Raw genomic sequence first — 13,996 nt, 5'->3', positions numbered from 1 at the left:
CGCATATGGGGACGGCCCTCGCCGGGCTCGCGCTTGCCGCATCGCTCCTTCTCGCTCCTGTGGCGCCCGCGCTCGGCGCTCCTGCCAGCTCGGATATCTCTGGCGACGCTGCCAGCTCTTTGCACGAGCGGGAGGCGTCCGCACGTCTCGACGCCGCCCGCTCTGCGGCTGCCGAGCGCACCTACCCCGACGAGCTCGGTGCCGGGTTGGGCTTTATGCCCGAGGGCATGGACGGCACCTCGGCACGTCGCGTCACGATAAGCCGCCTTGCCTCGGCTGACACGGCGCTCGACGGCCAGCTCGTCTCGTTTTCCGGCGAGGTTGTCGGCGAGCCGGTCTGGCTTGCCGACGGCAACGCCTGGGTGCAGGTTCAGTCGGCGAGCGGTGGGTCGTTCATCATGGTGGCGATGAGGCCCGAGGACGCTGCGCTTATCGAACGCGTCGGCGGCTACCAGTCCAAGGGGACGACGCTGAGGATCACGGGCGTGTATCGCGTGGCCGACCCCAACCAGTTGGGCGACATCGATGTGACGGCGTACAGCGTGTCCGTTGTCGACCCCGGCGAGGAGCGCGTGGAGCCTGTCAACTTCAAGATGCTGGGGCTTGCGCTCGCGTTTGTTGCGGCAAGCGCCGTGCTGCTCGTTGTGGCTCGGCTCGTGCGAAGGAGGGCGTCGTGAGCGCGAAGGCCAAGGGAAAGGGAGCCTGTCGGCGCGGAGGTTCCCGGAATGCAGGGAAGGACGGTCTGCGCGCGACGGAACATGACGCATGTGTCGTCGGGCAGCAAGAGGACGATGGGCGCTTCGAGCCGGCATTCGGCGACTTTGGGGGCGTGCCCGACGAGCCCGATGCGCTCGCCGGTCTCGCCGGCGCAAACGACGAGGGCAATGCCTCCTTCGAACTGGGGCGCGTTATCCGTCTCGACCGCGGGTATCCGCTCGTCTGCACGCGTTCGGGGGCATACCGCGCCGAGCATGCCATAGCGCTCGTCAAGGGTGCTCAGGTGCGCGCCTGCGTCGGCGACTGGGTCGCGCTGCGCCTGCCGAGCGGTCACGACAAGGCGCTGATCGAGCGCATCCTGACCCGTCGGGGCGTCCTGTCTCGCTGGGACGGCAAGCGTCAGGGCGAGCGCCAGACGCTGGCAGCCAACCTCGACGTCGTCATGGTCGTGCAGCCGCTCTCCGAGCGCCCCATCTCGCCCGACCGCGTTGCCCGCTCGGCTGTGCTTGCCTGTGAGGGCGGCTGCAACCTCGCCGTCGTCCTGACGAAGGCTGATCGCGCGGATGATGAGCTTATAGCGCGTGACGTTGCCATCCTGCGCGCCTGCCTGGGCGACGAATTGCCCGTGCACGTCGTGTCCGCCGTGCTTGGCCAGGGCGTTGAGCAGGTGCGCTCCGCGATTGCCCCGCAGACGACGACGCTGCTGCTCGGGGAGTCGGGTGCCGGCAAGTCGACGCTCGTCAACGCCCTGCTCGGCGCTGACGTGCTCGGTACGGCGGCCGTGCGCAGCCGAGATGACCAGGGTCGCCATACGACGGTCGCTCGCCGTATGCTCAAGGTTCCCGACGCTGGCGTCATCGTCGACGCCCCCGGGCTGCGCTCTCTGCCGTTGCTCGACGAGGAGGACGGCCTTGCACGCGCGTTTTCCGACATCGACGCGCTGGTTGGCGGGTGCCGCTTCCGCGACTGCACGCATGGAGAGGAGCCGGGCTGCGCCGTGCGTGCCGCCTGCGCCGCCGGGGATCTCTCGACGACGCGACTCGAGGAATACCGCGCCCTCGTGGCGGAGATGCGCGCGAACCGCAGGTCGCTCGATCTTGCGGCAAGGTCTTCCATCACGGTATAAGGGTGCGGGTGTGCGACCCGTCCACGCAATCTCCAAGCCCGGCCTTGCTTCCTGAAGCGAGGCCGGACTTATTTTGGCATGTCCTCTGCGTGCAAATTAATCCTCACTTTTTATATTAATGCGGCATAACTTGACGCAAAGCGTGTGCTGGCTGTGGTCTGCGGGGCTTGGCGGAACTATTGGAGCTGCCTGGTCTGACGCGCGTCTGACAACGGCCTGACAGCAGTGTCAGACGCGCGTCAGGCCCCGAATGTTGCCCTCGGCATCGGAACTGATACGTCGGAAGCCACTCCCATACTGAGGTCGTTTTCAGACATTTGTCGTCCGACCGTAAGGGGGAGCCATGTCCATGCGCGTCCGCATCGTGCTGTGCGCCATCAGCGCCGTTGTCGCCGTCGTCCTGATGCAGGGATACGCCGCGATCGTGCGTGGCCAGGCTGCGGGCCAGCGTACCGAGGCCCTCGAGCGCTATGGCGGCGAGACGGCGCGCGTGTGCGTGACAACGGCGTTTGTCGCTCGCGGAGAGACGCTCAGCGAGCGCAACGTCACGACGGTCGACTGGCTTGTCGATCTCCTGCCCGAAGGGGCCCTGGTTGACGAGGGGCAGGTGCTCGGCAAAGTCGCGGCGTCTGCCATGGCGGCAAACACCCCCATCAGCGACGTGGACCTCGAGGCCCAGACGAGCGCGTTGGACGTGCCGGCGGGAACGACGGCCGTGTCCGTGCCGTGCTCGGTGGAGAGCGCGGTCGGGGGTGCGCTCGTGCCCGGCTCCGTCGTCGACCTCTATCTCGTGTCCGAGGGGACGGCCCGGCTGCTGAGTCCGAGCGTGCGCGTGCTTCAGACGAGCTCGGGGACATCGGGCGGGAAGCTGGCGTGGGTCACGGTCGCCGTTGACCCCTCTCACGTCGAGGCGATCGTTGCCGCTGCGAGCATGCAGCGCCTTTCGTTCGTGCTGCCTGCCGACGATGTCGCTCGCGAGACGGGGCGCCTGCGCGTTTCCGAAAGCGCCGCGGGGGATGCGCCCGCGCCTGATCCGCCAAGCGAGACGGGCGCTGTGCGATCGGAGGAGCAGCCTGCGGACGCTGATGCCGCGGGCACGGAGCAGGACGCCGCTGGCGTCCAAGAGTAGGGGGCCACATGGGGTCGTCTGAGGCGCGCGTGACGCGCTGGGTTGTGTGCGCGGGTGCGGGGCAGTATTTGGACATAGCGGGTCGGCTTGTCGCCAGTGGCTGTGCCAAGGCGATAGAGTGGGACACGGTGCCGGCACGCGTTCTCGCGCGGCTGAGCCAACTTCCCGAGGGCAGCGTCGGTGTCGTTATGGGCGAGGGGTGCGAGGGACAGCCACCGCTCGACCGTGCGAGCTCTGCTGCGCATGCGCGCGGATCGGCCCTCACCGTGCTGTGCTCGCGAGATGCCCCCTCGATTGAGGAGGCGGCGCGCGAACATGGCGTCGACGCCTGCGTGACACCGGAGGGGTTGCTCGCCCTGCTTGCTGGTATTCATGCGGACTGGCTGGACGGAAAGCGCTCCGATGCTCGGCCTTCCGGAGTCGGCGTGAGTACGGGAGACGCTGTCCCAAGCGTGAGACCTGCGGGAAAGCTCACGCGCTGCCATACGGTGACGCAGCCTCTTCTTGAGGCGGACGGATTGCAGGGCGATCTTGACCTCGATCTCGACGAGCCGTCCGGGTGTGCATGTCCTGCTACGCCGGCGCCCTCTGAGGCCGCTTTGGCGGGGGCGTGCGCTGCACGGCGCTCCGCCTTTCGAGGAAAAATGCCCCATGTGCCGAGCGCCTTGCCTGGCGAAGACCTCGGGACATCTGGGGAAAACGCGCCCGAGGCGTCTGCTTCTGTGGGGGATGAGTCCGCGTCGCATGCGGCCGTGCCGGCGTGCGAGCGGACGCCGCGCCTTGAGGTCGACGTCCCCGACAATGCGGTGCCGACGATCTGCCTGGCATCAGCGCGCGGCGGCGTAGGCAAAAGCACGCTCGCCGTCATGATGGCGCTTTCCATGGCACACGACGGGCTGCGTGTTGCGCTCGTCGACCTCGACTACCAGTTCGGCACGTGCCTGGGCTTTCTCGGGCTCGACGAGACGGATGGCCTGCCCGAGCCTCATGGCGACGCTCCGCTGCGGCTCGACGCTCGCATGCTCGAGCGCTGCCGCTCTCAGGGGGAGGGCGGCCTGCTCGCCTACGAGTTCTGCCGCCTGCCCGAAAGGTCCGAGCTGCTCGTGCCGCTGTCAGATCACCTCGTACGCGCTGCACGCCAGGGGTGCGACGTCGCCATCGTCGATCTACCCGCCGGCATGAGCGAGGGCGTCGCACAGGTGCTCGAGCTGTCCGACCGCTGCCTGATCGTGGGGGATCAGCAGGCACTGTCGCTCGAGTCTATGGCGGCGGCTGTTGCCCTGAGCACGCGCCTCGGGGTGCCACGCACAAAGCTGCTCGCCGTGCTCAACCGCTGCGACGCGCACCATCGAGACGAGGGATTCGTGTCGCGCGCTCGCTTCGAGCTGCAGACGCCCCAGATCACTCGCATCGTTGACGGAGGGCCCGAGGTGACGCGCATGCTTGAGCTCGGCTGCGCGAGCGAGCTGCTGACGATGCGCAACCGCTGCGCGCTCACGTCGGCCGACCTCGCATCCGCCCTGTGCTCCGACCTCGGCTGCACGCCTGGTGCCATCGAGCCAGCCCCGGCCGCGCCTCCTCTGCTGCAACCGGCACCCATTGCCATTCCGCGTCGACCTACGCGTCGCGGTGCCGTTAGGGAGGAGATGGTTCCATGTCTCTCATGAGCCGCATAAGGGCGCAGGACGGTGCGCCCGACCCTGACGCACGCCGCTGGTCACGGTTGCGTACCCAGCTGCGAGAGGCGCTCGTCGCTCGTCTGGGGTACCGCGAGCTGGCGCGCATCGCTGGTGAGTCCGATGCCGGCAGGGCGCGTGGTGAGCTCGGTGTCGCCGTCGACGCCCTGCTCAACGAGGACGACTTCGCATCGCTGGCCCCAGACGAGCGTGGGCGTCTCGCTTCGGAGATCGCGGACGACATCGTGGGACTCGGCCCGCTTGAGGTGTTCATGGCTGATGACGAGGTCACAGAGGTCATGGTCAACGGTGCGAGCTCCCTGTTCTACGAGAGGGAGGGGCGTCTTCACCCGGCACAGCGTGTGTTCGAAAGCGACGAGCAGATACGCATGGCAATCGAGCGCATCATCGCGCCGCTCGGCCGTCGCATCGACGAGCAGAGCCCCATCGTCAACGCGCGCCTCAAGAACGGCTATCGCGTAAACGCCGTCATACCTCCCATCGCCATCGATGGCCCGCTGCTCACGATCCGCAAGTTCTCGAACCGGGCGGTATCCCTTGACGGACTTGTGGAACTGGGATCGCTGCCCGCCTGGTATGCGGATTTGCTGCGCCTCGCCGTGCGCACGCGCCAGGACATCGCTGTCGCCGGCGGAACGGGGTCGGGCAAGACGACGCTTCTCAACGCTCTTTCGGGAGAGATCGGCCACGAAGAGCGAATCGTGACGATCGAGGACTCGGCGGAGCTCAAGTTTGCTGGGCATCCCCACGTCGTGCGCCTCGAGGCTCGCGACGCGTCGATAGAGGGGCGGGGCGCCATCACGATACGCGACCTCGTCATCAACGCGCTGCGTATGCGCCCCGACCGCATCGTCGTCGGCGAGGTGCGCGGGGGAGAGGCCATCGACATGCTGCAGGCCATGAACACGGGACACGACGGCTCGCTTACGACGCTGCACGCCGGCAGCGCGCCTGAGGCGGTGCTGCGCCTCGTGCTTATGGCGCGCTATGGCATCGACCTGCCGGCGCCCATCATCAAGGGCCAGATTGCGACGGCGCTCGACCTCATCGTCGTCACGATGCGCCTTCCTGACGGTTCACGCGCCGTAGGGCCGCTCGTGAGCGTGTCCCTTGAGGGCGACGACGAGGTGCGTCTCGACGACTTGGTGCTGTACGACGAGGAGGCCCGGACATGGGAGCTGACGGGCGAGCCGCCGTTTCTTGCGGCCGCCCTGCGTCAGGGCCTCGTGAGTCGCGAGGAGGCGCGCTTATGGGCGCGGCACTCGTAGGGGCGGCATGCGTATGTGCTGCCCTGGCTGCCGTCCTGCTTGTCTCGTGGCCGTTGACGAATCGTTCGCGGGGGCGTCGCATGGGCACCTCTCGGCGCAGGGGGCTTTCCGGGGCACGGGAGCGCGCCTTTGGTGTTGCCGAGCTCGTGGGACACTGGGCTCCGTTTGTGCGCCTGTGTCGCTTCGGTCCTGCCCGCCGCCTCTCCGTGAAGCTTCAGCCTGCCCTCGTCGAGCGCGGCATACGCTTGACGCGTCTTGGCAGCCTGGCGGCGCTGGCGATTGTTTGCCTGGGGACGGCTGTTCTCGGGATGTTGGCAAGCCGCTCGCTGTTGGGGGCGCCCGTCGGCGTCGCAGCGTGTGGCGCGGGGCTGGCGGGGGCTCTGGGATCGCGTGAGCGCAAGGCCCGCTCTGCTGCGGCAAACCAGATGCCCGAAGTGCTGCGCTCCCTGTCGGCTGCCCTGTCTGCAGGCAAGTCGTTACCACAGGCTATCGCCCATGTCGGAGCGACTGTTGGCGAGCCGCTCGGTACGGAGTTCCTACGCGCCGGCTTCGAGATAGATGGGGGACGGGGCGTGGCCGAGGCCTTGGACGACCTCTGCGCGCGCATCGACGCTCCCGGTATCGAGCTGCTGGGCACGGCGCTGCAGGTATCCCAGAGAACGGGCAGCGCTCTTGACGAGTTGTTTGTGCGCACGGCTCGCATGGTCGCCTCGTCTGTTGCGCTTCGGCGCGAGCTTGCGGTCAAGACGTCCCAGGCGCGGCTTTCCGCCAAAGTCGTCGCTCTGATGCCCCTCGTGCTCGTCTGCATCCTCACACTCATCTCGCCTGACTATCGCGGTGGGCTGGCAAGTCCCGCTGGCGGGGCATGCCTGTGCGTCTCCGCCCTGCTCGACCTGACGGCACTTGGTGCCGTACGCCTGCTCATGCGCAGGAGCCTGCAATGAGTGCCTTGCTCCGTGTCGTGGCGCTCGTTGCCGTGGGCGTGGCGGTGTTTCAGCTCGCCTGGATGTCTGGTGACCATCAGGTACGTGCCGTCGTTCGGGCATGGCGCAGCCGCGTGCTGGCGTCTCTTCGCATGCCCGATGCCCGGCAGCGTTTCGATCGGGGCTTTGGCGTGCTGGGCCGCGTTGCGAGAGGCATGGTTCCTGGCGGGCCGCGTGCTCGGGGCAGTGCGCGAGAGATGCGCGGGCGTTGTCTCGATGAGCTGCCCGAGCTGCTGGACGTCGTTGCGCTTGGCCTGTCGGCCGGCATCTCGTTTGACGCGGCCCTCGACATCTATTGCGAGCGCTACCACACGATGCTTGCGGGCAAGTTGTCCGAGGCGATGCGCTGCTGGCGCCTGGGGATCAAGAGCAGACGGGATGCCTTGCGCGACGTCGCTGACGAGCTGGGAGTCGATGCGTTCTCGACATTTGCGGCCACCATGGGCGAATCGCTCGAGTTCGGAGGACCGCTCGCCGCGACGCTCGTGGAACAGGGTGAGGCCGTGCGAGAACGTCGGCGCTCTGAGCAGGAAGAGTCCGTCGAGAAGGCGCCGGTCAAGATGCTCATACCTGTTGGCACGCTCACGTTGCCGGCCATGCTCATAGCCATACTCGGCCCTCTGTTCGCTTCGTTTGGCGCGGGGCCATAGGGGCGGGATTGGATACGTATGCCATAGGGAGCGGGCGCGATGGAACGACTCGCTTATGAGAGAAAGGGGACGACCATGGTGGAAGTGGACTGCAACGTCGGAATGGACGAGAGGGAGGAGGCGACCGTTTGGGATGTCCCTGCGCGGTTTCTCACACAGTGCAAGGACGCATGGATCCTGGGGGTCTCTCGCCTGCGCGTACGGGCCCATGCCGAGGCGGGCCGCAGATTGGCGTCGCTGCGTCGCGTTGCATGCGACGAAGAGGGGCAGGGCACGACGGAGTATGCCATCCTCGTGGGCGTGCTCGTAGTGATCGCCATTGTGGCCATCATCGCGTTTCGCGGAAAGGTCCAGGAGCTGTGGGATGCCATCTCCAACTCGATTAACGGGCTGTAATCCGCGAAACAGGGTGATGTGCAATGAAAGGAAAAGGAGAACTGAGGACGCCTGCGGGCTTGGCTGGGGACGCCGATTCGCCCCGCACGCGGGTAGAGCGTGTCCCCGGCGGGCATCACCGCATCTGGGCCGGCGTGCTTGCGGCGCTTGCGTGCGCGCTCGCGGCGTGCGCCGTCTTGGTTGTGTGGCCGTCCAAGACGGAACCTATGCCCCACGCTGGTGCATCGGTTCCGTCTGCCAGGGGCGATGCTCGTGCATCGGGCACTCCCAGCCTCGGGGCAGAGGCCGGTCCCAGCCCCGATTCGCTTTCCTGCGACCCAGGCGTTCTCGCTTCGCTTGACGTGCCGGCCGTCTGTTCTGAGGCTGGCATGCTCGTCGAGACGGCGCACCGCCCAGGTTGGGTGCGTGCGACGTGGGCGTTTGGCCGGACACTTCCCGAGGTTATTGAGCCCGTACTTGAGGGGTTTCGAGACGAGGGGCTCTCCTTGCAGTACGGAGGCTACCTCGACTTGTTTCAGCGCGTGTGGGGTGGTGTCGTGGGCTCGGAGCTGGGGTGGGTCGAGCTCGTTATCGGGCAAGAGCCTGGGGAGGGAGGCACGCCTGATGATGCGGGCGAGACGTGCGAGCTCAGTGTTGTGCGCTTGGAGGGCGAAGCTGTCGAGGGGTTGTCGCTCGACACGGGGAGCCCGGCATGACGAGGGCCAGGCGACGCTTGAGTACCTGCTCGTCACGCTCGGCATCATCGCCATCGTCGTGGCGCTCGGCGCCCTCGTTCGCTTTGGGGCGGACGGGCGGCTCGTCGGACTTGCCTGCCAGGCGGCGTCCCACGCGTTGGGCAGCCAGGCGGGCAACGCTCTGCTCGATGCCTTGCTGTTTTAGGGGGCGCCTGCAGGGAGGTGACGAGGGACAGGCGACTGTGGAGGCGGCCCTGCTATTGCCGGTGCTCATGGTGCTCATGGCGATGCTCGTTCAGCCGGCATGCCTGCTGTATACCCGCTGCGTCATGCAGTCCGCCGCAGCGGAGGCATGTCGGCTCGTGGCGACGTCCACGCGAAGTGAGAGCGGGGTTCCCGCTGCCCAGCGCGCGTTCGTGCTGCGCAGGCTTGCCGCCGTTCCGAACGCGCCTATCTTCCATGGGGGAGGCGAGCAGGGATGGGATATTGAGCTCCAAGGCTCGACGGAGGGTCACGAGGCGTTTGCGCGCATCGCTACGACGGTGCATCCCCTGCCGTTTGTCGGTGCGCTTGCGGGGCTGGTTGGACAGGCGGGGGCATCCGGCTCGGTCAGGCTCGAGGTGAGCGTGAGCCGCACGACCCGGCCCGAGTGGCTGGAAGGAGGCTACGATGACTGGGTATCCATCTGGGACGACTGATGATTGCGCCACGGGCTCCGAGGTCAGACAATGCCTTGCCCGCCCGAGACTCGGTCTAGATGCGTTCATCGACGAAGAGCGCGGATCCACGACGCTTGCGGCGGCCGTCGCCATACTCGTTTCTCTCACGCTCGTGTTTGGCCTCGCAAACGTCACGTGGGTGTCTTCGCGTGCGGCTGACGTGCAGGCCGTCGCCGATGCGGGGGCCCTGGCTGGCATGAACGCGTTGGCTGAGTACGTTACGGTGGCACAGCTCGTCGATTCTCTCGTGCTGAGCATGGGACTCGTGGGCTTGGCGACGATGGGGGTCGGGCTCGTGTTGAGCGCTATGCCGGGCATCGGCGCCGCGGGCCCTCCTGTTGTTGCGGCGGCGTCACAGGTTCTTGAGGCTCGCGCTGATCTCGCCCGGAGCGCGGCGCTGGGGCTCGAAAGGCTTGAGGACGCCGTCCCGTTCCTCATGGCTGCAAATTCGCTGACGACCATACGGGCCAATGCTACCGACGACGGTGGCTTCATCGGCCTGGCTATCCCATTTCCGCTCGAGTCGGAGACGGACTTCGGCTTGCTTGAGCAAGGGGACGCAAGCGATGCAGCGGCGAGCGCGGGCGCGTCGAGCGAAGCCATCGACGAGCTGGAGCGTCAGGCCGAGGATGCGCGCCGCGCTGCGGATGATGCGCTTGAGCTCGGGTGGCGTGCGGATTGTGGAGGCGACCCCCTCTGCTTGAGCGAGCGCGCCGCGACGCTCGCTGGGCTCGCAGGCGTGCTCAACCCTGTTTACCCCAGCGTTGAGGGCTGGGACTTTGGCGTCCCGATCGATCGTGCGTGTGCTTACTATCAGGCGCGCGTTGCCCAAGAGACTCCGGATTCAAGTGATCCGCTCGAGCTCACGCGCTCGCGGGCGCGCGCCGCGTTCTACGGCTATGCGCTCGAACTGGTCAGGCAGAGCTCGTTTTCTCAGGATGCTGAGGGCTATGTCGTCTGTGACCTCCGAGAACTGCCCGCTAACACCGATGACGTGCGTGGGACGCGCCTCTATACGGATGCCGTATGGCCCTGCACGACGCAGCCGGAGGGGCGCACCATTCACAGCGATGCGTCTTGTCCCGGTGCCACGGGGCCCGCAGCGGGTCTTGGCAGCTTAGCGGAACAGGAGGCGGGTGCTCTGGCAACATGTCCCATCTGCCAGTTTACGGTTGTTGATGTGGGCAGGGCGCCTTCTGCGTCAACGAACATCGACAACGGGTTCGAACATTACTGGCGTGAGGTCGTGAGGGCGAGCAAAGAGTACGAGGCGGCGCGAAACGAGCAAGTCGAACGCGAGAGAGCGGCGCGTGACGAAGCCGAGAATGCGCGGGACAGGTTTGCCGAGGCGCTTGAGGCTCTCAAGGTGGCGCGCGTTGATCTGGCGCCACCGGGTCGGTATGGCTGCGTGTGCGTCGTTGCTGACCCGGCGACGCGTTTGGCGCCTCGGGACCTCGCGACGCTTGTGGGGTCGGGAGCTCGCTTGCCGCCACGCGTTGCCGTCGCGGGCGCCACGCTCGCGCGCGACGGGGCGACAGGAGGGTCGACGATCCTGGGTGGTTTCTTCGATGCGCTCGTTGCCCAGGGCGGTGCACCGGGGGCAGTGGGATCGGTGCTCGACGTCGTCATGAGCGCCTGGGGCGACATTCTGGTGGGGTACGGAGACGCCTACGAGGCGTTTGCTGGCCTGCTTAGCAAGGCGTTCGGCTGGCTTGATCGACTAGGCGGGGGCGGTGTCGCATCGTGGCTGCGTGGCGCTCTCGACGATGTCGTGGGGCTTGCCGGGCTGCAGCCTGCAGACCTCTCGGCAAAGAAACCCGTGCTTGCAAACTCCGCCGACGTCATGATGCGCGCGGGGAACGACTGGTATGCGGCCGTGCGCGCCCTCGTGCTCGCGGCCCCCTCGCTAAACGAGAGCGACGGCGTCGCTGGCATGCTCGAGGCTCTGGGCGTTGTCGTCGAGACGTTGACGGGCTCGGACGAGATCACGGTGGCGCAAGTGCGCTTGCCCGGCTCGGATGAAACGATCTCTTTGAGCGTTGACCTGAGCTGGTTGTCGTCTCTCACCGGGGGAGGTGGCGCCGATGGGTGACGAGGAAGGGCAGATGGTTGTTGAGCTCGCTGTCGTGACTCCCGTGATGATCGTTGTTGCCATCGTGGTGCTCAACCTGCTGTTCTTCATGGAGGACTGCGCCCGATTCGACCGGCTGGTGCCCGATATCGTCATGGCGCTCGCCGTGGCGCCGTCAGGTGAGGACGTGCAGGCGGGCAACCAGGCACATCGCGTGAGCGAGGCGCTGGCGCAGGCCATGGGTGATATGCGTGGCATTGAGGTGCGCGTCGAGGAGCAAAACGCTTGGGATGCGGCACAGCAGGAGGGCACGCTGGGGTTCTCGTTCGCGCCGCACCTTACGCGTTACGTGTGCACGATGACGTATACGCCTTGGCCTGCGGTGTTGACCGTGGCCGGCGTCGAGGCTGGCATCCCGGTGCGTCTCGAGCACGCTCGGACGTTCACGGTGGATCGGTACCGGTCGGGCGTGCTGTTCTAGGGCGAGGGGGGTATATGGGGATGAACGCTGCGCTGGCGGTACTTGGCAGGATGAAAGCAGGTGGGGATGCCTGGCGTATCTGGTTGCCTGGGGCGCCTCGGGTGGCGGCACATCTTCCGGGCGGTGTCGTGCTCGACTGCCTTGTCGCTCTGCGTTTTGGCCAGCGCCTACGTGGCCTTATCGGTTGTCCGATCGGCCGGCTATGTAGCCGGGCCGTGCTGTTTCCGCGCTGTGCATCGCTCCACACGATGAGTATGGGCTTTGCGCTCGACGTTGCGTTTGTGGGTGAGGCGGGGGAGGTGCTTTGCGCCGAGCGTCTCGTGGCTCCGGGTCGCATCATCGGTGTGCAGGGGGCAGCTCTGGCCCTTGAGCGCGAAGCATCGGCGGCGCCATGGCCTGTGAAGGGGGAGAGGCTCATATTTACCGGGGCGGTGTCGGCGTAGGATACGAATGCGTGAAAGCGGCCTGTGTTGGGGCGCTCGCTGCTCAAGGGGCGACGCCCGAGAAGAAAGGATGAAACCATGCAGGAGGATCCGCGGGAGCTGTTCGATATGAGGCTGGCGCACGTGGGCATCAACGCGCAGGACGCGGCCGATGCGGCGCGTATAGCAGACGAGTTTCACACGCTGCTGCATCTGAGCACGTCGACGACACCCGTCTCTCATTTTGCTGACACGATGGTCGAGATTATGGACGGGAATGGCCGAGGGGAGCATGGCCACATCGGCTTCCACGTCAACGACCTGATCGCTGCCGCGACGTGGTTCGACGCTCATGATTATGAGATCGACCAACAGAGCTGGGCGCGCTATCCCGATGGGACGCCCCGCCTCGTTTACTTCGCCCGTTCCATTGCCGGCTTCGCTATCCACCTCACACAGGACTAACGTACCTGTCAAGTTGGGGAAGTCGGAGGATTTGGGGTTGACCGGAGCGTCTGCTCTGGTAAAGTGGAAACCCTGATGTGGCTGGATAGCTCAGTTGGTAGAGCAGGGGACTGAAAATCCCCGTGTCAGGGGTTCGACTCCCTTTCCAGCCACCAGCTCAAATTCGCAGGCCAGGACGGCAATTTGCCTCCTGGCTTTTTTTGTTTGGAGAGGTGCGTGGGAACAGGTGGGAAAATCAGGGCACTTTCCCTTTTCCCGCGGACTCATGTTGGGAGTGATACAAGCCGAGGGACGCCTGTCTATCAACTCACCTTGCATCGGGCCCTCCTATGAGGTTTGACTCTGGGCGATGCGCATGGTGTCTCTTCAGCGGCAGACTCGTGCTACGTTTCTGTGGCGTGCGATGTTAAGTACAGCAGGATGCGGGCCGAGGGGTATAATGGCGGTACCAGCGTGCCCGCAGCAAATTAACTAGGGGCGGGCGGCGCGGTGTTTATCTTAGGGCCGGGGATGGCAGTCCTCGGCCCTACTTGTTTTCGGAAGCCTTTTCGCTGGCCTCCTTCCGAGCCTCCCGTACGTGCGCATTCTCCCTCTTCTTGCGGAGCCTGAGTATCTTCTCGCAGGTTTCCAGAAGGAAGCCTGCGACGGTCGCAACCGCCGCGAGGGCGTTGAGGATTTGTGTGACCAAGGCGAACACCCCCAATCTCTTGGAAGCGCCGCCCGCAGCCGGGACACCGCTGGCACCGCACTCGATTCTACAGGGCTTGCGGTGCGGGCCAGACGGGGCATGGTTTTTTAGAGCACATCCGCTAAAACTCTAATATTGAACTGTTATTAATGGATAACTTATAAACTATTTTAATACTATATTAAGTTAATAAAATTAAAAAGTTGTACAGATCGCAACAGGACTCCCGGGTGACTTCGGGTACGATGACGCCATGCGCGAAGCCTGTCCACGGCGGGCTGGCCATGTTGAGCCACTCGCCGGTCAGTCCGACGTCCACGTCACCGAGTATGCCTGTGTCACCGGTTTTCAGCGCTCGCGTCCCATGCTCGAGATCGCGCGATGCCCGGGGCTTTGGGCCGTGCTGGTGCGTGGCTTTTGTATACTAGGAGGCAAGGAAAGGTGGGCGCCACCCTGTTTGGGCGGCATCCCCCTGCGCATGTCTGGCTTGCGGGGCAAAACGCTCGAGAG

Annotated in this window: 14 protein-coding genes and 1 tRNA gene; 14 read left to right on the top strand and 1 reads right to left on the bottom strand. The window is 65.8% G+C overall.

All coding sequences use genetic code 11. The features are described from left to right. Window positions 1-5: 5 nt before the first annotated feature. From KHZ24_05940 to KHZ24_05875, 14 genes are all read left to right on the top strand, one after another. Window positions 6-677 carry a hypothetical protein gene (locus KHZ24_05940; protein MBS5450738.1) on the top strand — a complete coding sequence of 224 codons (672 nt, stop codon included), beginning with the start codon at window positions 6-8 and terminating at the stop codon, window positions 675-677. Window positions 678-829: 152 nt separating this feature from the next. Further along, on the top strand, window positions 830-1,843 hold the full coding sequence (gene rsgA, locus KHZ24_05935; protein MBS5450737.1) for a ribosome small subunit-dependent GTPase A: 1,014 nt from the start codon (window positions 830-832) through the stop codon (window positions 1,841-1,843). Between the two features lie 343 nt (window positions 1,844-2,186). Then, entirely contained in the window at window positions 2,187-2,972 is a 786-nt protein-coding gene (gene cpaB / locus KHZ24_05930; protein MBS5450736.1) for a Flp pilus assembly protein CpaB, read from the top strand. An 8-nt stretch (window positions 2,973-2,980) separates the two neighbouring features. Next, window positions 2,981-4,639, top strand: a complete 1,659-nt coding sequence (locus tag KHZ24_05925) for an AAA family ATPase (protein ID MBS5450735.1) — start codon at window positions 2,981-2,983, stop codon at window positions 4,637-4,639. Further along, the gene (locus tag KHZ24_05920) at window positions 4,627-5,937 is read left to right on the top strand and encodes a CpaF family protein (GenBank protein ID MBS5450734.1); all 1,311 of its coding nucleotides are present in this window, start codon (window positions 4,627-4,629) and stop codon (window positions 5,935-5,937) included. Before KHZ24_05925 ends, KHZ24_05920 begins: the two co-directional genes overlap by 13 nt. Before the next feature lie 80 nt (window positions 5,938-6,017). After that, the gene (locus tag KHZ24_05915; GenBank protein MBS5450733.1) at window positions 6,018-6,881 is read left to right on the top strand and encodes a type II secretion system F family protein; all 864 of its coding nucleotides are present in this window, start codon (window positions 6,018-6,020) and stop codon (window positions 6,879-6,881) included. 236 nt (window positions 6,882-7,117) lie between these two features. Further along, complete coding sequence (locus KHZ24_05910) at window positions 7,118-7,570, top strand: type II secretion system F family protein (protein ID MBS5450732.1); 453 nt, start codon at window positions 7,118-7,120, stop codon at window positions 7,568-7,570. Window positions 7,571-7,645: 75 nt separating this feature from the next. Beyond that, window positions 7,646-7,966: a hypothetical protein gene (locus KHZ24_05905; GenBank protein ID MBS5450731.1), complete on the top strand. Its 321-nt coding sequence runs from the start codon at window positions 7,646-7,648 to the stop codon at window positions 7,964-7,966. Between the two features lie 603 nt (window positions 7,967-8,569). Next, complete coding sequence (locus KHZ24_05900; GenBank protein ID MBS5450730.1) at window positions 8,570-8,845, top strand: hypothetical protein; 276 nt, start codon at window positions 8,570-8,572, stop codon at window positions 8,843-8,845. Then, window positions 8,829-9,338, top strand: a complete 510-nt coding sequence (locus tag KHZ24_05895; GenBank protein ID MBS5450729.1) for a pilus assembly protein — start codon at window positions 8,829-8,831, stop codon at window positions 9,336-9,338. Before KHZ24_05900 ends, KHZ24_05895 begins: the two co-directional genes overlap by 17 nt. Next, window positions 9,310-11,451, top strand: a complete 2,142-nt coding sequence (locus KHZ24_05890; GenBank protein ID MBS5450728.1) for a hypothetical protein — start codon at window positions 9,310-9,312, stop codon at window positions 11,449-11,451. The genes KHZ24_05895 and KHZ24_05890 overlap by 29 nt, the downstream gene beginning before the upstream one ends. Next, window positions 11,444-11,911: a hypothetical protein gene (locus KHZ24_05885; GenBank protein MBS5450727.1), complete on the top strand. Its 468-nt coding sequence runs from the start codon at window positions 11,444-11,446 to the stop codon at window positions 11,909-11,911. The genes KHZ24_05890 and KHZ24_05885 overlap by 8 nt, the downstream gene beginning before the upstream one ends. 521 nt (window positions 11,912-12,432) lie before the next feature. Further along, window positions 12,433-12,798: a VOC family protein gene (locus tag KHZ24_05880; protein ID MBS5450726.1), complete on the top strand. Its 366-nt coding sequence runs from the start codon at window positions 12,433-12,435 to the stop codon at window positions 12,796-12,798. A gap of 79 nt (window positions 12,799-12,877) precedes the next feature. Further along, window positions 12,878-12,953, top strand: a tRNA-Phe gene (locus tag KHZ24_05875). Between the two features lie 371 nt (window positions 12,954-13,324). Here the strand turns inward: KHZ24_05875 and KHZ24_05870 are convergent. Continuing rightward, entirely contained in the window at window positions 13,325-13,495 is a 171-nt protein-coding gene (locus tag KHZ24_05870) for a hypothetical protein (protein MBS5450725.1), read from the bottom strand. Between the last annotated feature and the right edge of the window lie 501 nt (window positions 13,496-13,996).

It is taken from the genome of Coriobacteriia bacterium (genome assembly GCA_018368455.1).
Lineage (GTDB): Bacteria > Actinomycetota > Coriobacteriia > Coriobacteriales > UMGS124 > JAGZEG01.
Note: the sequence above shows the minus strand (reverse complement) of the source record. Positions and strands in the feature narration are given on the sequence as shown.

Bases quoted from the DNA above. Each gene is read 5' to 3' on its own strand.
- KHZ24_05880 (MBS5450726.1), top strand. From the start codon at position 12,433: ATGCAGGAGGATCCGCGGGAGCTGTTCGATATGAGGCTGGCGCACGTG.
- KHZ24_05900 (MBS5450730.1), top strand. From the start codon at position 8,570: ATGATGCGGGCGAGACGTGCGAGCTCAGTGTTGTGCGCTTGGAGGGCG.
- KHZ24_05920 (MBS5450734.1), top strand. From the start codon at position 4,627: ATGTCTCTCATGAGCCGCATAAGGGCGCAGGACGGTGCGCCCGACCCT.
- KHZ24_05885 (MBS5450727.1), top strand. From the start codon at position 11,444: ATGGGTGACGAGGAAGGGCAGATGGTTGTTGAGCTCGCTGTCGTGACT.
- KHZ24_05910 (MBS5450732.1), top strand. From the start codon at position 7,118: ATGCGCGGGCGTTGTCTCGATGAGCTGCCCGAGCTGCTGGACGTCGTT.
- KHZ24_05905 (MBS5450731.1), top strand. From the start codon at position 7,646: ATGGTGGAAGTGGACTGCAACGTCGGAATGGACGAGAGGGAGGAGGCG.
- KHZ24_05940 (MBS5450738.1), top strand. From the start codon at position 6: ATGGGGACGGCCCTCGCCGGGCTCGCGCTTGCCGCATCGCTCCTTCTC.
- KHZ24_05925 (MBS5450735.1), top strand. From the start codon at position 2,981: ATGGGGTCGTCTGAGGCGCGCGTGACGCGCTGGGTTGTGTGCGCGGGT.
- KHZ24_05890 (MBS5450728.1), top strand. From the start codon at position 9,310: ATGACTGGGTATCCATCTGGGACGACTGATGATTGCGCCACGGGCTCC.
- KHZ24_05895 (MBS5450729.1), top strand. From the start codon at position 8,829: ATGCCTTGCTGTTTTAGGGGGCGCCTGCAGGGAGGTGACGAGGGACAG.
- KHZ24_05915 (MBS5450733.1), top strand. From the start codon at position 6,018: ATGGGCACCTCTCGGCGCAGGGGGCTTTCCGGGGCACGGGAGCGCGCC.
- cpaB (MBS5450736.1), top strand. From the start codon at position 2,187: ATGTCCATGCGCGTCCGCATCGTGCTGTGCGCCATCAGCGCCGTTGTC.